The 26,209-nt window shown below is 42.1% G+C and carries 23 protein-coding genes; 20 read left to right on the top strand and 3 right to left on the bottom strand.

Annotated features, from left to right (window positions below; translation table 11 throughout):
• The first annotated feature begins 6 nt into the window (after positions 1 to 6).
• The 20 genes from VP504_RS16430 to VP504_RS16335 all read left to right on the top strand — a co-directional run bounded on the left by VP504_RS16430 (position 7) and on the right by VP504_RS16335 (position 22,805).
• Positions 7 to 540 carry a polysaccharide biosynthesis/export family protein gene (locus VP504_RS16430; protein ID WP_325892106.1) on the top strand — a complete coding sequence of 178 codons (534 nt, stop codon included), beginning with the start codon at positions 7 to 9 and terminating at the stop codon, positions 538 to 540.
• A 104-nt stretch (positions 541 to 644) separates the two neighbouring features.
• A complete protein-coding gene (locus tag VP504_RS16425; RefSeq protein WP_325892105.1) occupies positions 645 to 2,876 on the top strand; it encodes a GumC family protein in 2,232 nt (743 codons plus the stop codon).
• Positions 2,877 to 2,885: 9 nt separating this feature from the next.
• Positions 2,886 to 4,022, top strand: a complete 1,137-nt coding sequence (wecB, locus tag VP504_RS16420) for a non-hydrolyzing UDP-N-acetylglucosamine 2-epimerase (protein ID WP_325892104.1) — start codon at positions 2,886 to 2,888, stop codon at positions 4,020 to 4,022.
• Positions 4,023 to 4,153: 131 nt separating this feature from the next.
• Complete coding sequence (wecC, locus tag VP504_RS16415) at positions 4,154 to 5,395, top strand: UDP-N-acetyl-D-mannosamine dehydrogenase (protein ID WP_325892103.1); 1,242 nt, start codon at positions 4,154 to 4,156, stop codon at positions 5,393 to 5,395.
• Positions 5,396 to 5,404: 9 nt separating this feature from the next.
• Complete coding sequence (gene tviB / locus VP504_RS16410; protein WP_442788916.1) at positions 5,405 to 6,679, top strand: Vi polysaccharide biosynthesis UDP-N-acetylglucosamine C-6 dehydrogenase TviB; 1,275 nt, start codon at positions 5,405 to 5,407, stop codon at positions 6,677 to 6,679.
• A 61-nt stretch (positions 6,680 to 6,740) separates the two neighbouring features.
• A complete protein-coding gene (locus tag VP504_RS16405) occupies positions 6,741 to 7,763 on the top strand; it encodes an SDR family oxidoreductase (RefSeq protein ID WP_325892101.1) in 1,023 nt (340 codons plus the stop codon).
• A gap of 215 nt (positions 7,764 to 7,978) precedes the next feature.
• A complete protein-coding gene (locus VP504_RS16400; protein ID WP_325892100.1) occupies positions 7,979 to 9,238 on the top strand; it encodes an oligosaccharide flippase family protein in 1,260 nt (419 codons plus the stop codon).
• A 154-nt stretch (positions 9,239 to 9,392) separates the two neighbouring features.
• Positions 9,393 to 10,346 (top strand): glycosyltransferase family 4 protein, encoded by a 954-nt coding sequence (locus VP504_RS16395; protein ID WP_325892099.1) that lies wholly within the window; start codon positions 9,393 to 9,395, stop codon positions 10,344 to 10,346.
• Positions 10,347 to 10,629: 283 nt separating this feature from the next.
• A complete protein-coding gene (locus tag VP504_RS16390) occupies positions 10,630 to 11,532 on the top strand; it encodes an O-antigen ligase family protein (RefSeq protein ID WP_325892098.1) in 903 nt (300 codons plus the stop codon).
• 1 nt (position 11,533) lies between these two features.
• A complete protein-coding gene (locus VP504_RS16385; RefSeq protein ID WP_325892097.1) occupies positions 11,534 to 12,607 on the top strand; it encodes a glycosyltransferase family 4 protein in 1,074 nt (357 codons plus the stop codon).
• 15 nt (positions 12,608 to 12,622) lie between these two features.
• Positions 12,623 to 13,810, top strand: a complete 1,188-nt coding sequence (locus tag VP504_RS16380) for a hypothetical protein (RefSeq protein ID WP_325892096.1) — start codon at positions 12,623 to 12,625, stop codon at positions 13,808 to 13,810.
• A 172-nt stretch (positions 13,811 to 13,982) separates the two neighbouring features.
• Positions 13,983 to 15,056, top strand: coding sequence for a glycosyltransferase family 4 protein (locus tag VP504_RS16375; protein WP_325892094.1), 1,074 nt, complete (start codon positions 13,983 to 13,985; stop codon positions 15,054 to 15,056).
• Positions 15,056 to 16,240, top strand: a complete 1,185-nt coding sequence (locus VP504_RS16370) for an aspartate-semialdehyde dehydrogenase (protein ID WP_325892093.1) — start codon at positions 15,056 to 15,058, stop codon at positions 16,238 to 16,240. Before VP504_RS16375 ends, VP504_RS16370 begins: the two co-directional genes overlap by 1 nt.
• Entirely contained in the window at positions 16,227 to 16,961 is a 735-nt protein-coding gene (locus VP504_RS16365; RefSeq protein WP_325892092.1) for a WecB/TagA/CpsF family glycosyltransferase, read from the top strand. The genes VP504_RS16370 and VP504_RS16365 overlap by 14 nt, the downstream gene beginning before the upstream one ends.
• A 72-nt stretch (positions 16,962 to 17,033) precedes the next feature.
• Positions 17,034 to 19,187: a choice-of-anchor A family protein gene (locus VP504_RS16360; protein ID WP_325892091.1), complete on the top strand. Its 2,154-nt coding sequence runs from the start codon at positions 17,034 to 17,036 to the stop codon at positions 19,185 to 19,187.
• Between the two features lie 97 nt (positions 19,188 to 19,284).
• A complete protein-coding gene (locus tag VP504_RS16355; protein ID WP_325892090.1) occupies positions 19,285 to 19,914 on the top strand; it encodes a hypothetical protein in 630 nt (209 codons plus the stop codon).
• Positions 19,907 to 20,302 (top strand): hypothetical protein, encoded by a 396-nt coding sequence (locus VP504_RS16350; protein WP_325892089.1) that lies wholly within the window; start codon positions 19,907 to 19,909, stop codon positions 20,300 to 20,302. Before VP504_RS16355 ends, VP504_RS16350 begins: the two co-directional genes overlap by 8 nt.
• A 97-nt stretch (positions 20,303 to 20,399) precedes the next feature.
• On the top strand, positions 20,400 to 20,861 hold the full coding sequence (locus VP504_RS16345) for a hypothetical protein (protein ID WP_325892088.1): 462 nt from the start codon (positions 20,400 to 20,402) through the stop codon (positions 20,859 to 20,861).
• Between the two features lie 80 nt (positions 20,862 to 20,941).
• Positions 20,942 to 22,369: an O-antigen ligase family protein gene (locus tag VP504_RS16340; protein WP_325892087.1), complete on the top strand. Its 1,428-nt coding sequence runs from the start codon at positions 20,942 to 20,944 to the stop codon at positions 22,367 to 22,369.
• Positions 22,362 to 22,805, top strand: a complete 444-nt coding sequence (locus VP504_RS16335; protein ID WP_325892086.1) for a low molecular weight protein-tyrosine-phosphatase — start codon at positions 22,362 to 22,364, stop codon at positions 22,803 to 22,805. The genes VP504_RS16340 and VP504_RS16335 overlap by 8 nt, the downstream gene beginning before the upstream one ends.
• A gap of 117 nt (positions 22,806 to 22,922) precedes the next feature.
• Here the strand turns inward: VP504_RS16335 and VP504_RS16330 are convergent, their stop codons facing one another.
• From VP504_RS16330 to adk, 3 genes are all read right to left on the bottom strand, one after another.
• The gene (locus VP504_RS16330) at positions 22,923 to 24,227 is read right to left on the bottom strand and encodes an inosine/guanosine kinase (protein WP_325892085.1); all 1,305 of its coding nucleotides are present in this window, start codon (positions 24,225 to 24,227) and stop codon (positions 22,923 to 22,925) included.
• 130 nt (positions 24,228 to 24,357) lie between these two features.
• Positions 24,358 to 25,329 (bottom strand): ferrochelatase, encoded by a 972-nt coding sequence (hemH, locus tag VP504_RS16325; protein WP_325892083.1) that lies wholly within the window; start codon positions 25,327 to 25,329, stop codon positions 24,358 to 24,360.
• 113 nt (positions 25,330 to 25,442) lie between these two features.
• Positions 25,443 to 26,087: an adenylate kinase gene (gene adk, locus VP504_RS16320; RefSeq protein ID WP_325892082.1), complete on the bottom strand. Its 645-nt coding sequence runs from the start codon at positions 26,085 to 26,087 to the stop codon at positions 25,443 to 25,445.
• Positions 26,088 to 26,209: the final 122 nt, after the last annotated feature.

Below are 26,209 nucleotides of genomic sequence, written 5' to 3'. Positions count from 1 at the left end.
GTTCAAATGACACACATCTATCGCTTACTCATTACGTTCACCTTTATCCTCGCTTTTCCATTGAGTGCTTTCGCTAGTGGTAATGACTACACCATTGGCGCAGGCGATAAAATTCAAATCATCGTATATGGTGAGGAAGAGCTAACCATTGAAGAGCTTTATATCGATAGCAGTGGCGAATTCGACTATCCCTATCTTGGTCAATTAATAGCAATTGGCAAAACGACCGAGCAGCTAAAGGCTGAAATTATCAGAGGTCTAAAAGGCGATTACCTTGTTTCACCAAAAGTTCGTGTGGGCATTGTTGGTTTCAGGAGTATTTTCGTCAACGGTGAAATCAAAAAGCCTGGCGGCTATGAATATCAACCTGGCCTTACAGTCGACAAGGCAATTGCACTTGCCGGGGGCTTCACAGAGCGCGCTGCGAGGAAAAGTATCTACATTACTCACGAAGATAAAAATGAACCTAAAAACCGAGTAAGTCTTTCTCACATGGTCGCACCTGGGGACATCATTGTAATTGAACAAAGCTTTTTCTAGTAGGCATACGACCATTATTGCATTCTAGCTTTATACACTGCCACTCTGGTTTCCTTGAAAAGTATGGCGTAAAACCAGAATACCCATCTTCATCCACGGAATAAATGATGTTTGTTAACTCCAGTAAAGATAACTCAACGAAAGAACAACTTATAGACTTCGGATATTTTGTTCATTTAATTAAAAAACGCTGGCTTTCAATTGCACTATTTACATTTCTATGTACAGCAATTTCTATACTTTTCGCACTATCTATTACTCCGACTTACCGTGCCACTGCCACATTATTAATTGAATCTCAACAGGCAAGAGCTATATCTATTGAGGAGGTAGTTGGAATTGATTCGCGCGCTAACGAATACTACTTAACTCAATTTGAGATACTAAAATCTAATCAAGTCGCACAACGGGTTATTGATAAGTTACAACTGAATAGAGTTCCAGAATTCAACTCAGCTTTAAGTTCAAAAAACTCCCCATCATATAGCAAACAGATATCAGACTGGCTTCGTTCTCATCCAATTATGGACTCACTTCTCTCTCAAAAGAAAGAAGCCCTCAAAGATATAGATTCCAAGCAAGGAGCGGAAAATATAAAAATCCTTAGGAAATTCAAATCCAGATTGAGTATTTCACCAATAAGGAAAACTCAACTAGTTAGAATCTCCTTTGAATCAGAAGACCCTAGGCTAGCCGCAAAAATTGCTAATGCTGTAGGTGAGGCATTTATTGAAAACAATTTAGAGTCAAAGATAATAACCACTGACAAAGCAAACGATTGGCTCAATGTTCGCCTTTACGAGCTTAAAGAGAATCTCCATGCCTCCGAGCAAGCATTATTAAATTTTTTACAACAACAGAAGCTAATCGACGACAGCGGGATTTCAGCTTTAACAAGCAATGAGCTACAGAACCTTACCAATCGAATTGCCGAAGCAACAGATAGAAGAACAAAAACACAAGCATTATACAATGCGTTAAAAAGTAATCCAAATGCAGATATTTCTGCAATGAGCGCCAATACACTTATATCTAGCCATCCTCAGATACGCGATTTAAGAATGGCAGAAGCAGAAGCAGAGAAAGAGGTCAGTCAACTTTCAAAACGCTATGGGCCAAAGCATGACAAGATGATTCAAGCCAATGCGCGCTTAAAGTCAATTCAGCAGCGAACTGATAAATTGACCTACAAACTTGTCGCTGGTATTGGAAAGGAGCTATCCAGCGCTATTGAGCAAGAGAAGCTTTTAAAACAAGAACTGCTAGGTAAAAAAGAGGAATTCCAAGCTTTAAGTGTAATTAAAAGTGAGTATGATGCGTTAAAACGAGAAGTCGACAGCAACTCAAAATTATATGACCTATTTCTGACTCGACAAAAGGAAACATCCGCAGCCAGTGATTTCAGCGCGGCAAATGCACGCTTTAGTGATTACGCCTTAGTGCCACAACTTCCTTTTAAACCTAATCGAAAATTTATCGTACTTTTTTCATTTGCTGTTAGTTTAAGTTTTGCCATTGTAGTCGTTATTTGCCTAGATGCCTTTAACAACACCATCACTTCTGCAAGAGATTTTGAAAACAAGCTTGGCTTATTACCAACTGGAACACTCCCTTTAGTAAGGGCCAAGGAATACAAACGTAATCACATTGATGCATCAGTTTTTAGCAACAGTAAATTTGCTGCATTTCAAGAATCCATAGACTCAATTCGAACATCGCTTTACCTAAGTATGCCTAAAACTGATAGGAAACTATTGGCACTATCATCTTCCGTCCCAGGAGAGGGCAAAACGACAACCGCAGTGAGTCTTGCCCAATCCTTTGCAAGTATCGAAAAGGTGTTATTGATTGATTGTGATTTAAGAAAGCCTTCGGTGGGAACACGTTTTGGACTTGCTAAAAGCCATCCTGGACTGACGAATATTCTGGTTATGAATGCATCACTTAATGACTGTATTACAAGCATAGAGGGAACCAATCTAGATGTTCTATCAGCAGGGTTAGTTGTTGCCAATCCACAGGAACTTCTTAGCAGTTCCTCTTTCCAGAATCTCATTGAAAAGCTGGCAGAAAAGTATGATCGCATCATCTTTGACACGCCGCCTATTTTGCCAGTGAAAGATGCATTTATCGTCGGGAAGTTGACCAAGGGTATTGTGCTCATTCTGAAAGCCAATAGTACAAGCAAATCAGTGTACAAGCACACCATGTCCTTATTTACAAAGCATCAAATATCAATTGATGGCGTAGTAATAAATCAAGTCCCACAACCAAAGAAAGGCACACATACCTACTCTGAATACTCTCGCTATGCGTATGGAAACACAGCAAGCTAAGGAATGCATATGACAGCTACAATTAAGGTACTTACTGTCTTTGGTACCCGCCCAGAGGCGATTAAAATGGCGCCACTTGTTCACAAGCTCAGTAAGGCTGAGGGTGTTGAAGCGAAGGTATGCGTTACAGCACAACATCGAGAAATGCTTGATCAGGTTCTTGATTTATTTGAAATTAAACCAGACTTTGATCTAAATGTGATGAAGCCAGGACAGTCTCTTTATGAAGTTACAGGCAATATTCTTTCTGGCCTCAAACCCGTATTAGAGTCTTTCAAACCACATATTGTTCTTGTGCATGGTGATACGGCTACGACACTTTCAGCAAGTCTGGCAGCATACTTCCAGCAAATTGCTGTAGGGCATGTCGAAGCGGGACTTCGTACAGGTAACATTTACTCTCCTTGGCCAGAGGAAGGAAACAGGAAACTCACCGGTGCAATAACATCACTTCACTTCGCACCGACGAAAACATCAGAAAAGAACCTACTTTCTGAGGGAGTCAATGCAGAGAGTATTTCTGTTACAGGGAATACCGTCATCGACGCGTTGTTTCTTGTTAAAGAAAAGCTTGAGAATGATCAGGATCTCATCGATACCTTTGCGAATGTCTTTCCTCAATTAGATGACGACAAAAAGCTGATCCTTGTTACTGGGCATCGCCGCGAGAGCTTTGGAGGTGGATTTGAGCGAATTTGTGAAGCTCTTGCCGAGATCGCAACTCGCTACCCAGATAGCCAAATCATCTATCCTGTCCATCTAAATCCGAATGTGAGAGAACCGGTCAACCGCATACTAAAAGGCATTGGTAATGTTCATTTAATTGGACCTCAGGAGTATTTACCTTTCGTCTATCTGATGAACAAAGCTCACATCATTCTCACTGATTCGGGTGGCATTCAAGAAGAAGCGCCTTCATTAGGTAAACCTGTGTTGGTTATGAGAGACACAACAGAACGTCCTGAGGCGGTAGAGGCTGGTACAGTAAAACTCGTAGGTACAGATAAAGATAGAATCATCGAAGCGGTGGAGAACTTACTTACCAACGAATTCGACTACGAAAGAATGAGTCGCGCACATAACCCTTATGGTGACGGTAAATCTTGTCAGAGAATCGTCGAGAAAATAATTAAATCATTTTCATAGAGTCGTTAATTTTTTGGCTATTCATCAAATGATCTTTTCATCGTTTCAAACGAAAACGTAAATCAAATCCCATCTTATTTTTTTCTTATTTTTAAGCGCATACTTGTTAAAGGTATGCCTGAGGAGCAGTTATGTCCTTTAAAAGGGTTTCTGTTGTCGGCTTAGGCTACATCGGACTTCCTACCGCAGCGGTTGTGGCCTCACGCGGAATAGAAGTAATTGGCGTAGATGTTAATCCCAATGCCGTAGACACAATAAATCAAGGAAAGATACATATTGTAGAACCTGACCTTGATATCGTCGTTCGCGGTGTTGTCACGACCGGAATGTTACGTGCGACGACCACCCCAGAACCGGCTGAAGCATTTATGATTGCGGTCCCAACCCCTTTCAAAGAAGGCTTCACACCGGATCTAAGCTACATTGAGTCCGCAGCAAACGCTATTGCACCAGTATTGGAAAAAGGCAATCTTGTCATCCTAGAATCGACTTCCCCAGTTGGCGCGACGGAAAAATTAGCCGAATGGCTCAGCGCTGCGAGACCAGATTTGAGCTTTCCCCAAGACGCTGGCGACATTGCGGATATTAAAGTGGCTCATTGCCCAGAACGTGTATTGCCAGGTTATGTTCTTCAGGAATTGGTCTCGAATGACAGAGTTATTGGCGGGATGTCAAAGGCTTGTAGTGAGAAAGCCGTCGAGCTATACCAAACGTTTGTCCGCGGTGAATGTGTGATTACCAACGCCAGAACCGCTGAGATGGCAAAACTGACGGAAAATTCATTTCGTGACGTTAACATCGCATTCGCAAATGAATTATCCATCATCAGCGACAAATTAAAAATCAATGTCTGGGAGCTTATCAAACTAGCAAACAGGCATCCTCGCGTGAACATTCTAAATCCAGGACCTGGCGTGGGTGGTCACTGCATCGCTGTCGATCCTTGGTTTATCGTAGACAGTTGCCCTGATGAAGCCAAAATTATTCGTCAAGCACGTCTAACAAACGATTCAAAACCTCATTACGTCATAGATCAAGTTGAAAAGGCGGCCGACCAATTCAAACGACCGGTTATTGCTTGCTTAGGCCTAGCATTTAAAGCCGACATCGACGACCTCCGCGAAAGCCCAGCCCTGCAAATCGTCGAAGAACTGACGAAGAAAAATCTCGGACAGATATTTGCCGTAGAACCTAACGTTTCCGCGATTCCGGAAAAACTAGTCCATTCCGGTGCAGAGCAAGCGACGTTAGAGGTCGCACTTGAGAAGGCAAATATCATTGTTGTTCTCGTCGACCACAAACAGTTTAAAGCAGCAGACAAAACGTTATTCATGACCAAGTTCGTCATTGATACACGTGGGATAGTGAATTGAGGCATGAGTATGTACCAAGAAAATGTAAAGATCGGAATTATCGGCTTGGGTTACGTTGGTTTGCCTTTAGCGGTTGAATTTGGAAAAAAATATACAACTATCGGCTTTGATATCAATTCCAAAAGGATTCAAGAGTTAGTTAATGGTCACGACTTTACGCTTGAGGTATCTGATCGCGAACTAAAAGAGTCAACTCACCTATCATACACATGCACATCTGGTGATCTTAAAGCGTGTAATGTTTATATCGTTACTGTCCCAACACCTATAGATGAACACAAGCAACCCGATCTTTCGCCCTTAGTTAGAGCAAGTGAAATGCTGGGTCAGGTGATAAGCAAAGGTGACGTTGTTATTTATGAGTCAACAGTATATCCAGGTGCGACCGAAGAAGTATGTATACCGGTATTAGAAGACGTATCAGGACTTAAATACAATGACGACTTTTATGCTGGTTACTCACCAGAAAGAATAAACCCTGGTGATAAAGAACATCGTGTTACGAACATTCTGAAGGTGACTAGTGGTTCTACACCAGAAATTGCCACTAAAGTAGATGAGCTATATAAGTCAATTATTACTGCAGGTACTCATAAGGCATCATCTATAAAAGTCGCTGAAGCTGCAAAAGTGATTGAAAATACGCAACGTGATGTCAACATTGCTCTTATCAATGAGCTATCCATTATATTTAGCAAGCTGGAAATCGATACGCTGGAAGTTCTAGAGGCAGCAGGAACCAAATGGAACTTTCTTCCATTCCGCCCGGGATTAGTAGGTGGACATTGTATTGGTGTTGACCCGTATTACCTAACGCATAAAGCTCAAAGTATTGGTTATCATCCTGAAATGATACTGGCTGGCCGTAGATTAAACGATGGAATGAGCGCGTATGTCGTTTCTCAGCTAGTCAAAAAAATGTTAATGAAACGAATCCATGTCGAAGACTCAAACGTCCTCGTGATGGGGCTAACCTTTAAAGAAAACTGTCCAGACTTAAGAAATACCAAAGTTGTAGACATCGTAAGTGAGCTCAAAGAATACAACGTTAATGTCGATGTTGCCGACCCTTGGTGTTCATCGAACGAAGCACAACACGAGTATGGACTCACACTCGTTAAGGACATCAAGAAAAACCATTATGACGCAATTATCTTAGCTGTTGGACACGCTGAGTTTAAAGAAATAGGCGCGGATATGCTCCACTCATATGGGAAAGAACAACACGTAATCTATGATTTAAAATATATCCTCGACAAGCAAGATGTAGATATTCGTCTTTAATGCTTCAAGTTTATATTTTTTAAGATCTAACTCTTCCCGAATCGACGGAACACGATTTTTCATGACAAAATTTGAACGCATAAAAAACGAGCTAAGGTCAGAACCAAAGGTTTGGCTTATCACTGGAGTAGCTGGATTTATCGGATCCAATCTGTTGGAAACGTTACTTAAGCTCAATCAAAAAGTCATAGGATTAGACAATTTCGCAACCGGTCATCAAATAAACCTGGACGAAGTTAAAAATCTAGTCTCAGACTCGCAATGGTCTCTTTTTACTTTCTATGAAGGTGACATTCGCAACTACGATGATTGCCAGCGTGTAACAAAAGACGTTGACTATGTGCTCCATCAAGCAGCTTTAGGCTCAGTCCCTCGCTCGATCAATGACCCCATAACAACAAACGCCGCGAATATCACCGGATTCCTGAACATGTTGCACGCGGCAAAAGAGCAAAACGTCAAAAGTTTTACCTATGCGGCCAGTAGTTCTACATATGGAGATCATCCGGCACTACCAAAAGTAGAAGAAAACATAGGCAACCCTCTGTCTCCTTACGCCGTTACGAAATATGTTAATGAACTATACGCTACGGTATTCGCAAAAACATATGGATTTAAGTCTATCGGTCTACGATACTTCAACGTATTCGGCCCTCGACAAGATCCCAACGGTGCTTACGCTGCCGTCATTCCAAAGTGGACATCTGCAATGCTGAATGGCTTAGACGTCTTTATAAATGGCGATGGTGAGACAAGTCGTGACTTTTGCTTTATCGAAAATACGGTTCAGATGAACATCCTCGCAGCAACCGCATCCGACGACGCAAAAGACGCCGTGTATAACGTAGCGCTAGGTGACAGAACAACACTGAATGACTTATATGCCGCAATTAAGGAAGCTCTAATAGAAAATAGCATACAAGTTAGCGGAGAGATTAAATATCGGGGTTTTAGGCCGGGTGATGTCCGTCATTCTCAAGCGGACATATCAAAAGCCAAAAGTGCCCTAGGTTACAGCCCTGAATACAGAATTATAGAAGGGATATTCGCGGCTGTTCCGTGGTACATTAATAATCAGCAATAGACACCGATATTTTGATGCTACCACTTTGACATTTGGATTTTTACATACCCAGTAAGCTAGACCGTTAGCAGTGGTTAACGGTCAATATGCACTAACTGCCACCTTGCAACCACTGATATTAACACACATCTGTTTGCTATCTGATAGCTAATCTAAAAATATAAAGGCAATTACCGCTTTTAACATCATTTTCAGCTTTGGAGTTAAAGTTAGAGATGGCGAAAAGTCTCACTAGAAGCATTTTAACACTAGCTACTGGTTCGATTACTGCCAGCATTGTAATGGCTGTGTCGATGCCTATTCTTTCTCGATTTTTTTCACCAGGAGAGTTTGGCGTTTTCAGCGTATACTTATCTTTAGTTGGACTTATATCTTTATTCGCAAGTGCCAATATTGAGTCAGCTCTGATGCTAACTTCCAGAAAAGTGGAACGTGCGATAATCCTCAAAATATGTATTATTATCACCATTGCATCCGCGATGATAACAGCTCTATCTATATTAATATTTAACAATCAAGCAAAGTCTTACTTTGGTACCGATAGCATAATTCCAGTTCTTCTCGTCATCCCTGGAGTAATTGCTTTTTGTGGACACAAATTTGTAACCATCAATGCAAACAGCAACAAAGAGTATGGATATGTCTCTAAGGCAACGTTCTACCGTTCTGTTTTAATAGTGATTTGTCAACTCGCTATCGGATTTGCTTTATCTGGTACATATGGCCTTATATTAGGAAGCATCTTAAGTTATGTTCTCTACATCCTATACTTCTGTTTCAAGAGTGACTTTAAAAGCGATTTTTATTCCAGCAAGATAACATCGAAAAGAGTAAAGCATATACTACAAAAGTACAGAAGAACATATATGCACTTATTCCCACAAAGCCTATTAAACTACACATCTCAGCAACTACCATATCTCATCTTTCCTTTATATTATTCAACAAGCGTAATAGGTGGATTATTTATAGCACAACGGTTATTGAAAATGCCTGCTGGAATACTAACCATGGCACTTCGTAACGTTTTTTACCCTTACTTTAGAGAACAAAATAGTGAAGGTATTTATCACACTTATATAAAATTGACCTTTGGCCTCTTCCTAGTTGGGCTTCCTATATGTATTACTCTGTATTACTACATTTCTGATTTGGTGGTTCTTATACTTGGAGATGGTTGGAGGGATGCAGCACAATATTCTAAATATATGATATTCTGGGTGTTCATGAGTGTTGTCAATGTCGCGACCACACCTGCCTTGACTATCATTTCTGAAAATAGGCTCCTGTTAAAGTTTGAGACAATCGATTTTGCGATAAAAACGGCAATTCTCCTTTACTGTCTAACATCCAACATGACCGCCATGTACACGATTATGTACTACTCATTGACATGCACCGTCTCATACATCGCCATTTGTCTAATATGTACGTATCGCTTACATCTAAACAAGCGTGTTGAGATAACTGCATGACATTATTCATCTAACCGGAATGCGCTCAAACAAGTATGGTGGACTTGAAACTGAGTTTATTGAGTTGGCAAAAAATTGAAAAAGAAATGGAACTGTATTAAGTCTCGTTTACGAAGAGTTACCGACATCTGAAGGATACCTCGAAGACTTAAAAGTGAATAACGTAAAGTTGTTAGTTATTCCCGCCAGAAGTAAGCCGATACATTTTATGCTCTCATTGCTTTCATTATTTTTAAGAGAGAAACCAGATATCGTTCATTACCATTTCAACCCAGCGGCAAAATATGGGACTGCGATTTCATACTTGCTCGGTATTCCCGCAATTCAATCTTTCCGCTCTATGCCGGGAAAAAGTACTCTTTCAAAGTTTTCAACCCGACTAAGATGTCTACTCTCGTCAGAAGTACTGGCTGTGTCCAACGCGGTTGCTGAACAGCTAAGAGCTATTTCGCAGGTGAAAAATATAAGCACCCTATACAATGGTATTAATCTATCGATTCCAGAGAAAAGAACAAGCATAAGCCGAAGTAATTTAAATATACCAAAAGAAAACATCATTATCTCTAATGTTGCTTTTCATGCTGACATAAAAGGCGTTGATATATTGTTAGAGTCAGTTTCAATACTACTTAAAAAGCACAAAAACATAACACTAATTCAAATTGGAACAGAAAGTGTTAATGGTTCTACTTCTAAGCTTATGCAATTAGCAGCAAACTTAGGTATCGATGAAAACATTTTATGGGTTGGTGCTACAGACAAAGTTCACGACTACCTAAGCATGTCTGACATTTACTGCCACACCTCGCGCTCTGAGGGGTTTGGAAGAGCGATTATTGAAGCAATGATCCACAGACTGCCCGTCGTCGCAACACACGTAGGTGGTGTTTCAGAGATCATTCATAACGACGATCTAGGATTTCTTTCAGCTAGCGAAGACGTTGACTCTATCGCTGATAATCTCTCTAAACTAGTGAGCAGCCAAACATTGAGACTGGGTTTAGGCGCTCGAGCATATACACACGTAAGCAATAATTTCTGTGTGACGAAACAAGTGGCCTACCTGCAAGATAAGTATATGCGTCTAAGTAATATAAATAGGAGATAATAGCTTGGACTTTTCGAGATTGCTCCCCTATTACATGGGGATGGGGGTTCTTTTCTTTAGCGGATTTTTTCTATTTCTTTTTGACGCAGAGAACCCAACAGCTACCTACTCCATCATATCCGCGCAGTTCTATTTTGTATCTGGGATAATGATTTTCATACATAGAAAAGAAGCCATAAGATATATAACATGCTCTCCCTACCCAATGTTAATTTGTCTACTATCAATCGCATCCATAATATGGAGTTTTAATTCTAGTCAGGCAATGATGAGAAGTATCGCGTTGACAGGTACTTTTTTCTTCGCACTATGTCTTATATTAATTTTTGATTGGGACGAGTTACTTAAAGTACTTATATTGCCGCTAGTATTTGCCGCGATAGCTTCGATATTTGTATCAATACTAGCACCAAGCATTGGTGTTGATGACGGTAGCAAGGTGCTTGAACACTCGGGTTTGTGGCATGGTACATTTGGATTTAAAAATCGACTAGGCCGTGTGATGGGGCTTTTAGTAGTAATCTTAGTTGCTCAGAATATACTTTTGAAAAATTATCGAAACGCTACGTTGGCTATTGCGCTTTTTGTTCTTCTAATGACGGGGTCATCCACGCCAATTCTTGCTGTATCCTTTATAATAACACTTAAATTATACTTGTCTATTGCTGACCGAATTTCAACTCACATTAAGATAGTTATAGCAATCGTATCCATATATTGCTTAGCACTGATTCCTATAGTTATCGAATTCATTGTTACTGACTTAATGGGTAAAGACCTGTCTGGTTCTGGAAGAGTTGACATGTGGGCAGATATATTACTGAGTATCGACTCACCTATTCTTGGTTATGGTTTTGGTGGCGGATTCTGGGGTGAGTTTGGCTATGCCAATGGCTTGATTGACCCAAGGTATATCTTACTTGGCCATGCCCACAATGGATTTGTAGACACCCTTATTGAACTTGGTGTTTTAGGCGTCATTTTTTATTTTATGCTGCTCATTAAATGTATTGTCGACAGTTTGAGGAGGTATCGAACTCAAGGTGAGCATTTTCTGCTCCCCCTTTTTCTTTCAGTATTTTTTATTATCTATTCTGTTACAGGAAGTGCATATATAAAACAAAATAATATCTTGTTCATCCTTGCATGTTTAGCTGCTTTCCTACCCTATAAGAAGGTTAAATAGAGTGAAGTTACTATTTGTCATTTCTGCATTCTCAGTTGGCGGAACCGAAGTTAAAATTAAAAATATAGCGAACTATCTAGTCGAAAACTCGCTTGCTGAAGTGGATATTCTTTGTTTGTCTAACGTAACAAAACTTAAAAAAGAACTTTCACCAAAAATACGATTTGTAGTCATAGATGGTACAGGTGGCTTTAGAGAATGGCTAACCTGTAGAAAACAGATAAACTCTTTCCTACTAAAAAACCCAAACTACGACAAAACATTTTGGCTGAATTATTATCCAATTCTAATGGCACCAAAATCTAAGCATCGAAAAATTGCCATGTTAAATACAAGCACTGTTTATGGGTTATCTCAAAAAATAAAGAAACACCTAGCAGAAAGAAACTTAAAACATTTTGATAAGATTATTTTAGGAAATAAATCTTTGAGTAAGGCGTTAGCCACTAGGCATCCACAGACTACAAGCAAAATTTCAGAAATTTATAATGGCGTTGATATTAATCGATATACTTACCACCCTAAGCAAATAAACACCTCCAAGGCTATGACTCTTTGCATGGTTGCTAAACTCAGACCTGAAAAGCGACACTTAGATGTTTTGCAGTCAGTTACACAGTTAAATGAAGAAGGGGTAGATATAAAGTTACTCATAGTTGGGGGGGAACATAAAAGTTTTGTTGAGTATGCAGAGTCTCTCGAAAAATACTGTAAGGATAATGCAATCGAACATCTCGTCGATTTTATTGGTGACACCAACTCTGTTAATAGTTACCTCCTAAAAGCAGACCTTTTTTTAATACCCTCTCACGAAACATTTTCTAACGCAGTTTTAGAGGCGATGGCATGCGGCACGCCAGTACTTGGCGCAAATATCGGTGGAAATGCTGAATTGATTGAAGATAACGAAACGGGTTATTTTCACACTTATCGTGATATCTCTAATATTACGGAAAGAATTTTAGAAATTCACAGTAACTTAGAGCAATTATCTCTAGTGTCCAAAAATGCACGCCAACTTATTGAAACCAAATTTAGCTTTGAAAAAATGGTTAGCAATTATCTACAAGCTTGATATCGGAGTATAATTTTGTTTAAAGACTTCTTATGGCTAATTTTAAAAGAAAATTTAATTATAAATTTTATTTATAAGTATTTAGCTCCAAAAATTTTTCATGGAAACGTATTCTTAGATGTCAAAAACCTCCCGATAATAAACAAAGACCACGTTCTAAAAATTGGGAATAAGCCTAACACTAAATTTAGTGTTAAGGGTTATACTAGCGGAACCACCAATAAACCTATGACAGTTTATCGGAGCTTAAAATCTATTTTTCTTGAAGAGTACATTATTAAATCATACATGTACGAGAATGGCGTAGGCATCTCTCCACGGATCGCAGTGTTAAGAGGTGATCACCTTTTCCCTGCCAACCATACTGGTCCAACGTTTTGGGTTAAAACGTTGTTCACGAGGCGTTTATTTCTTTCTTCTTATCATATTTCTCAGACCAACGCGCATTTATATCTTGAGGCACTCGAAAACTTTGAGCCAGAAGTCATCATGGCATATCCGAGTTCGATAACACTCCTTGCTAAATTTGCTCAGAAACTTGATTGGAAACCCAACTGGGATCTCGCCTGTGTATTGACTTCGAGTGAGCTGTTCTCAAAAGAAAATCAACAAACGGTGACCGGAGTTTTTGGTAAGGTTCTCGACCATTATGGTCAGGCCGAGCGTGTCGCTGCATTGCAACTTTGTGAACAGGGTAACTATCATATTCGTCGCGATTACTCGCATGTAGAAGTTCTTCATAATGAGCATGGGCAACATATCGTCGGCACAAACATTTATAACTCTGCAATGCCACTTAGACGATACGATACAAACGACTACGTAGAAGGATTCGATTCACACTCAAAGTGTTCATGTGGTAATCACTCGCCTTTTGTGGAAAAAATACTAGGAAGAGACGATGATTACCTGATTCTTCCAAATGGGACCTATGTGGGAAGAATGGATGTAGCATTTAAGGGTGTAACAACCATTGTCGAAAGCCAAATAGAACAAGTAGAACGAGACCGAATAATTATTCGATACGTACCTAAGGAACTAGATAACATTAAAACTATTGAGAATGAACTATCGAATAAAATTCAAGAACGCCTTGGAGACTCAATTCGCATAGAGTTTATCACCATGGAAAAAGTCCCTAGAACACGCTCTGGAAAATTCCGTTCCGTATTACGATCTGCAGATGTTTCCATTAATACTTAATTTTTGCCATAAATATACTCGTCACTACAAATTTAAATTAATAAACCTACAACCCTAACAATTAGGCTTATAATTAAGTTACCAAAAGTAAAAGTACTCATGCGAAGGATTATTTTTTACTCAACATCTTATAAAACATAGTTTCCACTCCTCACTGCGACGCGATTATAATATGAGAAAGAAAATAAATATCACCCTATCAACTGGTCTAAGTGAGATGGGTGGGATATCTACGGTAATTAATACATTAGATAATGGTCACTTCCAAAAATGGAACGTTAAACATATTGCCACACATACCAACGACGGTTCTCTCTTCGGATTCAAAAAGCTTTTTTTATTTTTATCTTCAATATTGAAGCTGATATATTTTATAGCATCACGCGAAGTTGGTCTGGTACATATCCATATGGCTTCGCGAGGCAGCTATTATCGGAAATCTATTATTGTTCGCTTAGTAAAAGCATTTCGAGTAAAAGTAGTACTTCACTTGCATGGTGCTGAGTTTCAACACTTTTATTATAACGAGTGCTCGAACAAAACCCAACTGCACATTCGGCAGACGTTTAACTATGCAGATGCAGTTATTGTCTTGTCTACTCAGTGGCACTCTTGGGTAACAACAATTCTCAAGGACCCCTCAAAAGCTCACATCGTATATAACGCCGTCGAAACATTAGACCTAGATCGCTCTCAAACTGAGCAAGGACGAATTTTGTTTCTAGGAAGGCTTGGGGAGCGTAAAGGTGTAAGAGATTTGATTGATGCTTTCGCTATCGTCGTTAAACAATTGCCAAACGCACGCCTCGCATTAGGGGGCGACGGAGATATAAATACCTTCAAACAGCAAGCCGAAAATCTCGGAATACGAGACAGCGTGGATTTCTTAGGCTGGGTATCAGGCTCTGACAAAATAGCCTGGCTAAGTAAGTCTGATGTCTATTGCCTCCCTAGTTATAACGAGGGCTTCCCCATGGGCATACTTGAAGCAATGTCGGCAAATGTGCCAGTCGTCGCTTCTACTGTGGGGGGAATTCCAGATGCCATTGAATCAGGCGTGGATGGATTGTTAATCGAAGCCGGTGATGTAGAAAAACTCGCCGAACATATTACCGCATTGATCATTGATAGAGAGATGAATAAGCGGCTTTCCTCTCAAGCAAAACGAAAATTTACGAACCATTTCAGTCAGCAAGCCGTTTTCCCAAAACTTGACCTTATCTATTCAGATTTAACAGGTGAATAATGCACTTTTACGAAAGCATTAAAGCTATTTCAGAGAAAACATTAGAAACCGCAAAGCAAGATAGTTTTGCAGGCTATGACCCTTTTGATGGCCTAAACAGTGTTTTTTTTAATGTTTTCCCTCGACTTAAAAAAGGACTTTTTGGCTTATGTTGGATTCAATTCAACAAACGCTCCCTCATTAATTTTCGGCCGATGTTAGGCGTTCCCAAAAAGCGTAATCCCAAAGGCATTGCACTTTTTATTTTAGGGTTGATAGAACAGTACAGACACAACAAGGACGACGCTTATCTACAGCAGGCGATTCAGCTTGGTGATTGGTTGCTCCATCAACAGTGCAGTAAGGAGGAGTGGGGGAATGCTTGTTGGGGGTACCATTTTGACTGGAATGCTCGGGCTTTTTATGTACCCAAAGGAAAGCCAAATGTCATCACCACTATCTACGTGTCACAAGCTCTATTTGCCTTGTCTGAGATTACGCACAACCCTAAATACTCAGAACCTGCGTTAGATGCTGCCGCTTTTATCGTGAATATTCTCTATAACGACAAAGAGGGTCAAAAGTACTTTTCCTACATCCCTGGTGAAAAAGCGTTCGTACACAATGCGAGCCTATGGGGAGCCGCTTGGGTTGCAAAAGTTGCTAACTTGACTGGAAACGACGATTACAAGCAGCTAGCTATAGATGTCGCTCTCCAATCCGTAAAAGCCCAGAGAGACGATGGTTCTTGGGTTTATGGAACTCGACATCATCATCAGTTTGTTGATGGCTTTCATACAGGTTACAACCTCGAAGCACTGCAAATGATTAAAGAATCATTGGGGGTTGATATATTCGACTCGGCAATATCCAAAGGATTAACGTACTACAAGACACATTTATTCGAAGAAGACGGAACGGCGAAATACTACAACAACAACCGATATCCGTTAGACATGCATAGTGTTTCTCAAGCAGTGTTCACGTTGCTTAGAGTAGGAAAAACGGATGAAGACATTGAACTCGCAAAAAAGATAGTTGAAACATCAGTCCGACAATTATATCGCCAGGGTTCAGGTCTTTTCTCTTATCAAAAGTACCGACATATAAAAAACAACACTAACTATATTCGATGGACACAAGCGTGGGTTTATTACTCATTTTTGTTTCTTTTAAATTATGGGACATATCATGAAAAGGATTAATTTTCTTGGCTCGCCTATGGATGTGGCGACAATGGAAGAAACCGTTATACATATTGAGAAAAATTTATCAGAAGGCAACTTTCTTCAACATGTGGTTGTTAACGTCGCAAAAATAGTCAACATGCGAAAAGACCCCTCTCTGGCCGATTCGGTAAAAGCTTGCGATGTAATTAATATCGATGGTATGGGGGTAGTCTTTGGCGCGCGATTTCTGGGACATGATGTCACCGAGAGAGTCGCGGGTGTAGATCTCTTTCATGAGTTATTAAAAATGAGTGCAGAAAAAGACTTCCCTGTTTTTCTTCTTGGCGCAAAAAGTGAAACCGTGAAAAAGACGACAGAAACTGTCCAACACCTCTACCCCAAGCTCACAATAGCTGGATACAACGACGGTTATTTTTGGGACGATGAAGAAACTGTAGTGCGTAAAATACGAGAGTCTGGCGCAAAACTGTTGTTCGTCGCGATTACGTCTCCCAAAAAAGAGAATTTCATTAACAAATGGCGTGATCAGTTAGGTGTCGACTTCGTAATGGGCGTTGGAGGCACTTTTGACGTGGTTGCTGGGAAAGTGAATCGAGCCCCCATATGGATGCAAAAGAACGGACTAGAATGGCTTTATCGCGTTATACAAGAACCCCGCAGAATGTGGAAAAGGTATTTAGTAACAAATGCAACTTTTGCTTGGTTACTCCTTAAAGAAAAAAGAAAAGTCAAATAACTAATCCCCTCTCCATCGAAGTTATATCTGTTATCGATGGGAAAATTCATACGATTAAACAAAGGTAACATTATGCGAAATATATTTTGCACCATGTTCATGCTTTTTAGCACTCAAACCTTCGCACTAAATACCAGTTACAGTGCGTTAGTATTCGGTGATTTTACATCGCCGCATTCTGGAAGTAATGGCCCACTAGCGATCGGCGAAGATGCTGATTTAAGCGGCTACAGTATATTTAACGACTTTTCGGACTTCCCAAATAGCGAATATTCTTTGACTGTAGGTGGTGACCTTACTTACAACAGCGGTCGTGTCTATAGAGGTAACGTTATAGTCAATGGCGACATTGAGGACGTTAATCATACCGTTTTCCTAGGTATGGCTGAAACAAGCACTATCACAGGATCCGCAGACCTACCTATTGATTTTGATAATCTAGAAGAAGATATAATCAATTACTCCACCACACTTAGTAAATTGGAGAATGTTGGAACAGTCGAAGCACTTTGGGGAGGCCTTTATCTGAAAGGTGATTGCACCAGCGACATGCAAGTTTTTAATCTCGATGGTTATAAACTCGAAAAATCACATACGATCGCTCTTAGCTGTATACCAGAGAATGCGACGGTGATAGTGAATATTAGTGGCGATAAATCTGGATTTAGCCCACTAAGCAATAAAAGCCTACAAGACTTCCTGCCACACCGCTCCAAAACAATCTTTAACCTTTTTGAAGCGACGTCACTGAAATTATCCGGTGTATCAATAGAAGGGTTGGTCCTCGCGCCTCATGCTGATGTTTCCGCGCCATCAGGTACCTCCAACGTTGGCATCATTGCCGACAGCTTTGAAGGCTCTATGTTTTTGGGCTATCAACCTTTCGACGGACAAATTCTGACTTCTCCGCTTGAGGCTGATTTAAAATGGCACTGGGAGAGTAGCGCATTCATGCCTGAGTACGATCAGGTGATGATGACGCCAGTTACCGGCCAACTTAATGATGACAACGGTGACGGCGTGATAGATAACAGAGATGTCGCAGACGTTGTTTTTGTGAGCTTTCAAGGCAGCAAGTATTCGAGTGCTGGTGTCCTAAGGGCTGTCAGTGGAAAAGACGGCTCTGATTTGTGGATTTACAACGATGGTCCAGTTTGGGCAGATCCACGGTTCTCTCCTGCTATCGCGGATATGGATAACGATGGCATTGTAGAAATTATTGTAGGCCACAGAGAAGCCCGTTCCGTTTACGTCGTAGACAACGTTGGTTCAATTCAAGATTCCATTAAATACGCAGGATACAGAAACATCGCAATCGCCGATATAAACTCGGATTCTAACCCTGAAATACTTCTCGCAGATGGCGTCTATTCCTATAACAACGGCTATCTCTATCGATTTGCGACATGGGGGCCAGACCCAATTGCGGTTGATGTAGATCTCGATGGCAGCATGGAAGTATTTGCTAACGCATCACTCTACAATCAATTTGGCGACATTATATGGTCAGACACTTCAAAGCATGACTTTTTTTGGTTTTCTGCCGTTGCAAACCTAGACTCAGATCCAGAGCCCGAGTTTGTTACATCTATCCCAGGAAAAGACTCGAGTTCATATCAACTGTTGGCCGTCTATGAACACGACGGAGAGTTGAAGTGGCAAGTGGAAGATCAGTCCAAGCAGGGAGGCGGCGTTCAAGCTATCTCGAGCTTCCTTGGTAACAATGAATTAGGCATCGTTTCAGCTTCCATGGATAAGGTTTCCATGTATGACACAAACGGGAATCTCGTTTGGTCTTACACCATCGATGATATTTCCAGCTATAAAGTAGGAGTATCAGCTTACGACTTTGACGCAGACGGTCGTGATGAAGTTGTCGTTCAGGACCAATTCCAGATAGCGGTTTTAGATGGTAAAACTGGCCAGGAGCGCTTGGTTATCGAGAACTCCAGTGCGACGCTTTACGAATACCCAATTGTCGTCGATCTTGAGGGCGACAACAATGCAGAGCTCATTGTTGTTTCAAACAATTTCGACCCAAGATACAACACACATTCCGGCGTGCGAGCCTTTGAATCGGAAGACGGTGATTGGAAAAACGCTACTCGCATTTGGAACCAGCACTCTTACCATCAAACCAACATTACACAAGATGGTAAAATTCCACAGTATGAAATGCCTAGCTGGCTTCTCAACAACACCTATCGTTCTAGTACATTAAGGTAAAAGCAATATGGACTTGGAAGCGAATAACGCTCCAAGTCCAGCTTTGGTTTGACAAAAGGAAATTAAATTTGAAACTTATTGGGATGCTAAGCTGCATATGAAACTTTATTTTGTTTCTGTAACTGCTCTTTTTTTCGCGTTGTTATTGGCCGTCTTAGCTCCACTTTCTCTTAAAGATGCACTAACTGCAAACGCAATAACGACTAGGCTCGATTCTTTTTCACAACATCCCAACCAGCCATTACATAAAAACGACGAGCAGCTAATGGAAGCGGCATTAGCTTCATCGGCGACCGCTCACCAGTTAAACAGCATTGTGCTCTTCGACCAGTGGATGTCATACCTTGAAAAAAAGGATGAGACCTACCTTGATTCACAATCGCTTATGCAAACCAGTACCCATATTCGGCCGACTTGGTCGAACACTTACGTTGAGTTGGCAAAGCTCTCAGAATCAAAGCGTGAGCGTGATAGATACATTCATTTAGCTTCACTTTTCGGCCCATATGCCCCATCGAGTCGATTACTCATGATTGAGGATACTTTTACAAAGTGGGAAAAAGCAGATTTGGATGAACAAGTTTTGGCATCTAAACATCTTGTTTCTTTGGCCCGTATATGGCGTCACAGAGAAGCGCTGGAAACTATGATTTCTTACTCCTCCGCGAAACAAAGAATGTGTAACCTGCTTGCTTTCAACACTATTAGGGTCAAAGCCTGTGTATAGCGTTCATAAAGCACCGTTTTTTATCCTCGTCGCAATGTTGTCTTTCTTGGGTGGTGCTTCAGTACTGAAATCTGCCGGTATTTGGGGGATCCATATAAAAGCAACGGAACTCATGATCGGTGGTGCCATTTATCTGCATATGTTTGGCTCTGTCGCGCTGGGCATACTCTGCCGCCTAGCCTCATCGAAGGGAATTATTTTAGGGCTTCCCGTTACAACTCTCTTTGTCCTGATCTTGGTCGTACTAGACGAATCACTGCAGTCCCAGATCCCATCAAGACAGTTTTCCTGGCTGGATATGATCGTCAATGTTTTTGGCGTACTGCATGGTACATATTTTTGCAGTGTAATTGCGACACTTCAGTCAAAAGCAAAAGCCATTCACTGATTGAGCTTTTCTAATTGCTTTGAAGTTATCTTTAATCATTTTAACTTTGATATAGTCTTTTTAATCAGACTCTTGAAAACACTTTCAAGGAAAAAACATGAAGATTACCACCACCATTTTCGGTGTAACAAGCTTGGCTTTATCATCAATGGCCTTTGCTTTCGAAAGTGACGAACAGCGTCAATCCATCATTTCACAACTCGGTGATGTTCCAAGCGAGGAAACATACCAGAACGTTTTGTTTGAAAACGCCGAGTTCGCAGTTGAAATCCTCGCTTTATTGTTGGAGATGGAAGGCGTCGACCCTCAATTCGCGATTCAGGCAGCAATGACCGCTGCGCCCGACAAAGCGATTGAAATTGCGCAATTTGCCCGAGATGCAGGTATTGCCAACGAAAACATTACGACTGCGGCACTGTTGGCTGGACTTGACCCAACAGAAATCGCAGAAGCGACTGCGGCAGGTATCCAGACCGCAGCAGCTGGCCCTGCTCCACCATCAGCGCCGGCAGTAGGCGGCCAAGGTGGGGGTGGTGAAGACGTCATCTCTCCAAACTGAACATTTTTATAAAAGATTCACCCCACCAAAGCCCAGCGTTCGTTGGGCTTTTTGTTGTACTCACATATTGAGTGATTCACATGGCGTCTATTGAAAAATTCTCGTTCTATTCCCTACTCGCGCTCATCATTTGGTTACCTATCCCCCTTGGGAGCAATCGAGATTGGGCATGGTCAATTGCGGAATTCTGGATAGCATTTCAATTAATACTGCTGATCATCGCCTATCGGGGGAATTTACCTTTCGAGCCGTTAAAGCAGTACAAATGGCTACTTTCCGGGTTGGCACTGTTCCAGCTATGGGTATTGTTTCAAACTCTTCCTCTTCCTTGGGAAGTACTGGCCTTATTTTCTGGAAAAAGTGCCGAGATTTACCAACTCGTCGGAGCACCCGAAGGTTTTATTTCCCTTGATTCTCGAATGACATTGGCGTCTCTTTTCAAAGGGATTGCCTACACAATGCTGGTTTTCAACGCCATATATCTCGTGAACTCCAGTAAGCGACTTAAGCAAGTTGTATTGGTAATTGTGGTTAGCGGCACCTTACAGGCCTTCTATGCAGCAATGGTCGTTTTGCTAGATATCAAAGAGAGCCTGGTGTTTGGTTATAGTGAAAAAGGGATTGCCACTGGCTCTTTTGTCTATAAGAATCATTTAGCAAATTATTTGATGATGACGCTTTGTATGGGTATTGGCCTTATCGTCTCTCAGCTTCATACCTCCCCTTCCGAATCGCGCCATATGTTTGTTAAAAGACTGATGGAAGGTATTCTCAGCCGTAAAATGTATATACGTCTCTGCCTTGTGATCATGGTGATTGCGTTGGTAATGACACGTTCGAGAATGGGAAATACTGCTTTTTTTGCCGCGACGGCTATCGGTGGTTTGCTAGCATTGGTGTTTTATAAAAATAAGCCGCGCGCGTTAACCGTCTTGGTAGGCAGTGTTATTGCTGTCGATACTATCGTGGTGGGTGCCTTGTTTGGGCTGGAAAAGGTCAAACAGCGTTTGGTTGAAACGTCACTTGTTGCGGAGTCCCGCGATCAGGTGGTGGTTTGGTCACTGGATATTATCAGGGACTTCCCTTTCACCGGCACTGGTATGGCGAGCTTTTACACGATCTTCCCTATGTACTCCAAAGCCGATATTGGGTTCTATGACCACGCACATAATGACTATATCCAGTTTATGGTCGAAGCCGGAATCCCAGCGACATTGCTTTTAGGCCTCGTGGTACTTTTGGCCTTTGCTCGCGCCTTCCATACGATTCGGAAGAGGCATAGCCGAACAATGAAAGGAATAGCGCTGGGTTGTATCATGTCCATCATTGGTATGCTCATTCATATCAGTGTAGATTTTAACCTTCAGCCAATGGCTAACGCGCTGACATTTATCCTGATACTCTTCATTGCCAATGCCTGCGCGGTTTTACCTGCTATGGGGCAATTGGTCACTATACCTCCAAATACGAATCACGCTGAACGCTTAAAGGAAGCAGAACATGTTTAAACGCATTCTCGTGGTGTGTACCGGGAATATCTGCCGATCACCAATTGCAGAGGCTTTGCTAAAAAAGCTCTTGCCAAAATTAGTCATTGAATCAGCCGGGACTGCCGTTACCAAGAGCAATCTTATTGACGCAGTGGCTCATCCATATAGCCAGCAAGTATGTCACGAAAATGGCCTTGATATTTCTAACCACAATGCGTGTCAGCTTACGCCGGAGCTTTGCGATGGGTTTGATTTAATTTTGGTGATGTCCCATGAGCATATCGAGGAAGTCGCGCTGCTCTCTCCAGGTTCGAGAGGTAAAACCATGCTTATTGGCCAGTGGATTGGCCTTGGTGATATTGAAGATCCTATCCTTGAGCCCAAAGCGTCTTTTGATACCCTTTACCACACACTCGTCCGCGCGACGAACACATGGACTAAGAAGCTGTCTTAAGCCCAACGACTCCAGTTCATTCGAGTCGTTCTCCCTACCAATTAAAAAATCCGCCCAAGTGGCGGATTTTTTAATTGGTAGGGAGAACTTAGTTAGTGCTTAAACAGGGCTAAGCGATTAACGTTCCCAGTACGCTTCTTCTAAGGAATCCTCTTTCTCTGGCAGGCCACGAGACAATCGTGGCGAATGCTGCGCCAGCACTTCATAGCTTACGCGGTTCGCATATTTACATACCTGAGAGAACGAGCTGTAGGTCAGGAATGAATGGGCGTGCTTGCTGGAGTTTGGCACGTTATCACGGTGATAGCGGTTTGCTGACATATCGTGAAGCACCGCTGACAGCGCACCATCACCCGCACCATTGGTGTTTTTGATGCGTTCTGGGCCCCCCATGTAAGGCGCAATATGTGAGTAAACCTTGAATGGATTTTCACAGTCTAACTTTTTCATTGGGCGGCTGAATTCGTAACGGTTGAATTCGGCAATTGAGCCAGGTAGCAACGGTAAGCTGGTCTCACGCTTGGCTTCTTCTTCCGTATAGCCAGCCATGTAAAGTCCCACCGGGCCCGCTGTACACAGTACCATATCTACCCATTCAAGGGCTTTGTCAGCCGCCAACAAAGGATCAGATTCGCCAGTCAGTGCTTCCGCTTCCTCTTCGTTCATTGCAACAACAGAAACATGCTCTGACAGAAAGTCACGCCACCATTGCGGATTGTTCTGAATCACGTACTTGGTACCCATGGTCATCACCACTGGTACATCGTGCTTCTTCGCAAACTCGATCGCTTTCATGGTTGCTTCTGGCATTGGATCGCCTTCTTTACAGCGAACCAAGTAGGCTGTAAGTACCAGTGCTGACGCATTTTGGAAGATGTGCTCTGGGATAGAATCTGCGTGGAGCTGGTTCATCAAGCCTTCACTAATCGCAAAGGTACGTTCACCTTCTTCACTGATCAGCGTGTAACAACGACCAATTGGGCCTTGAACTGCCTGTAAGTAGTTAAGGTCCATACGGCTTGAGGTGTTGCAGAGGTAGCGATATGCGTAGCTACCGATGGTGATGTCTTGGCTCATGACACCAAGCAGAATAGATTTGTCGTCGGCAAGCGTTGAGTAGTTGTGCAACGTATTACCAATAGTACCGCCTGCAAACTCGTGACTAACCATGTTGTTATCTTTGAGTTCTTGATACAGCGCTTCTGCTCGCTTGTCATCAATCACCAAAGAATGCCCTTTACTCAACTCGTATTTCGCAACGAAATCGTCGGCTACTTTCGCTTCAATATCCACCAATGTCTGGTCGATACCAATAACATGTGGACGTTTCAGCTTGCGTTGCTCGCTCGCTTGCACCAAAAGTGGATCGCGTGCATGGACAGGAAAGTAATGCTTAGACTTGCGTTGGCCCGGGAATTTCATGATTCAATGCGTCGTTGTTGTGGCGAAAGTGCGAATTCTATCACACAAATTTCGACGGGGAATCTTTCGAACAAAACTATGCCCGGGAAAAAAATCAGCCCAGGCATAAAACGAAAATGAAAAGAACGCGTTACCAGCTCTTTGTATTTCGCTCCACCAGTAACTTCATCATATTGATGTGCGCCGGCGAATCATTGAGGCACGGAATATATCTAAACGCCTCGCCACCCGCTTCCATAAAGCTCTCATGGCACTGCTCTGAAATCTCTTCGAGTGTCTCAAGACAATCTGCCGAGAATGCTGGCGTAATCACATCCAGATGTTTCACTCCTTCACTTGGCAGTTTTTCTAAGGTTTTATCCGTATAAGGCTGGAGCCACTCTTCACGTCCAAAGCGAGACTGGAACGTTGTTTTTAGGGGGACATCACAGGCGAGTCTCGCTACCAGTTTCTCGGTCGTTGCTAAACAGTGTGCCCGATAAGGGTCACCATTATCTGCATAGCGCTTAGGGATACCGTGGTAAGAACACAGAAGCATGTCCGGTTTGCCATGCTCAACCCAGTGTTCTTCTACCGATTGAGCCAGTGCTTCGATATAGCTGTCTTCACTGTAGTAGTGATTCACAAAGCGAAACTCAGGTAGCTCTGGCATTTGCTTTAACGATTTTGCCAGCTTGTCGAAAACGGCTGCGGTCGTGGTACGCGAGTATTGCGGATAAAGCGGTAGCACGAGGATTTTTTCGCAGCCCTTGGCTTTCAATGCTTCTACACCCATCAGAATGCTTGGATTGCCATAAGTCATACCCAATTCAACAGGTAACCCCGTTTCCCGCTCTAGCGCCTTTTTTTGGCGTTTGGAATAAACCATCAGCGGCGAACCTTCCTCCATCCAGACTGTTTGGTAAAGCTTCGCGACTTTGGGTGAACGAACGGGGAGAATGATCCAGTGCAATAGCGGACACCAAAGCCAACGCGTCATATCGACAACACGGTGATCATGAAGGAATTCGCTAAGGAATGCTTTTACTGCTTGGGCGTTTGGAGCTTCCGGAGTACCAAGGTTAGCGAGTAGCACACCTATTTTGTTGTTTTTATTTTCCATTTCGTCCTACAACACAGTTTGTTTAACCCGAGAATACCACTACTTTCCCCAGGATAGAAAAGATCAAAAAAGGGCAATCGATTTGATTGCCCTTTTGGTCAAAACTTAGGTAATTAACCCAGTGCTTTGGCGATTTCTGCACTCACTTCAGCCACTTGCTGAGTGCCGTCAAATTTCAGATACTTGGTGCTACCTGCTTCTGCTTCTTTCGAGTAGTAAGCGATCAATGGCGCGGTTTGGTCGTGGTATACACCCAGTCGTGCGCGCACAGTTTCTTCTTTGTCGTCATCACGGACAACCAGATCTTCGCCCGTCACATCATCTTTACCTTCCACTTTAGGTGGGTTGTAAACAACGTGGTAAGTTCGGCCAGATGCCAGGTGTGCACGACGACCACTCATACGCTCAACGATAACGCTGTCTGGCACATCAAACTCCAGCACATAGTCAACGTCTACGCCGATTTCTTTCAGGCCGTCAGCCTGTGGAATAGTGCGTGGGAAACCATCCAGAAGGAAGCCTTTCACACAGTCTTCTTGTGCAATGCGCTCTTTAACCAGACCCAGAATGATATCGTCAGATACCAGTTGGCCTGCGTCGATAACTGCTTTCGCCTGTTTGCCCAGCTCGGTGCCGGCTTTGATTGCTGCACGCAACATGTCACCAGTGGAAATTTGTGGAATACCATATTTATCCATGATGAACTGCGCTTGAGTCCCTTTACCTGCACCTGGTGCGCCCAGAAGAATGATGCGCATAGTTATCCCCTTTATTGACTTTGGAGTTTCGCAAAAACACGAAACATACACGGATATTGATACCTAAACAACCTCGCTACCAAGGTTTTCAACACATTGGCGTCGTTCTACGCTTTGGTCTC

The organism is Grimontia sp. NTOU-MAR1 (genome assembly GCF_035758505.1).
Lineage (GTDB): Bacteria > Pseudomonadota > Gammaproteobacteria > Enterobacterales > Vibrionaceae > Enterovibrio > Enterovibrio marinus.
The sequence above is the reverse complement of the archived record's forward strand: the minus strand, read 5'-3'. Positions and strand labels throughout refer to the sequence as shown.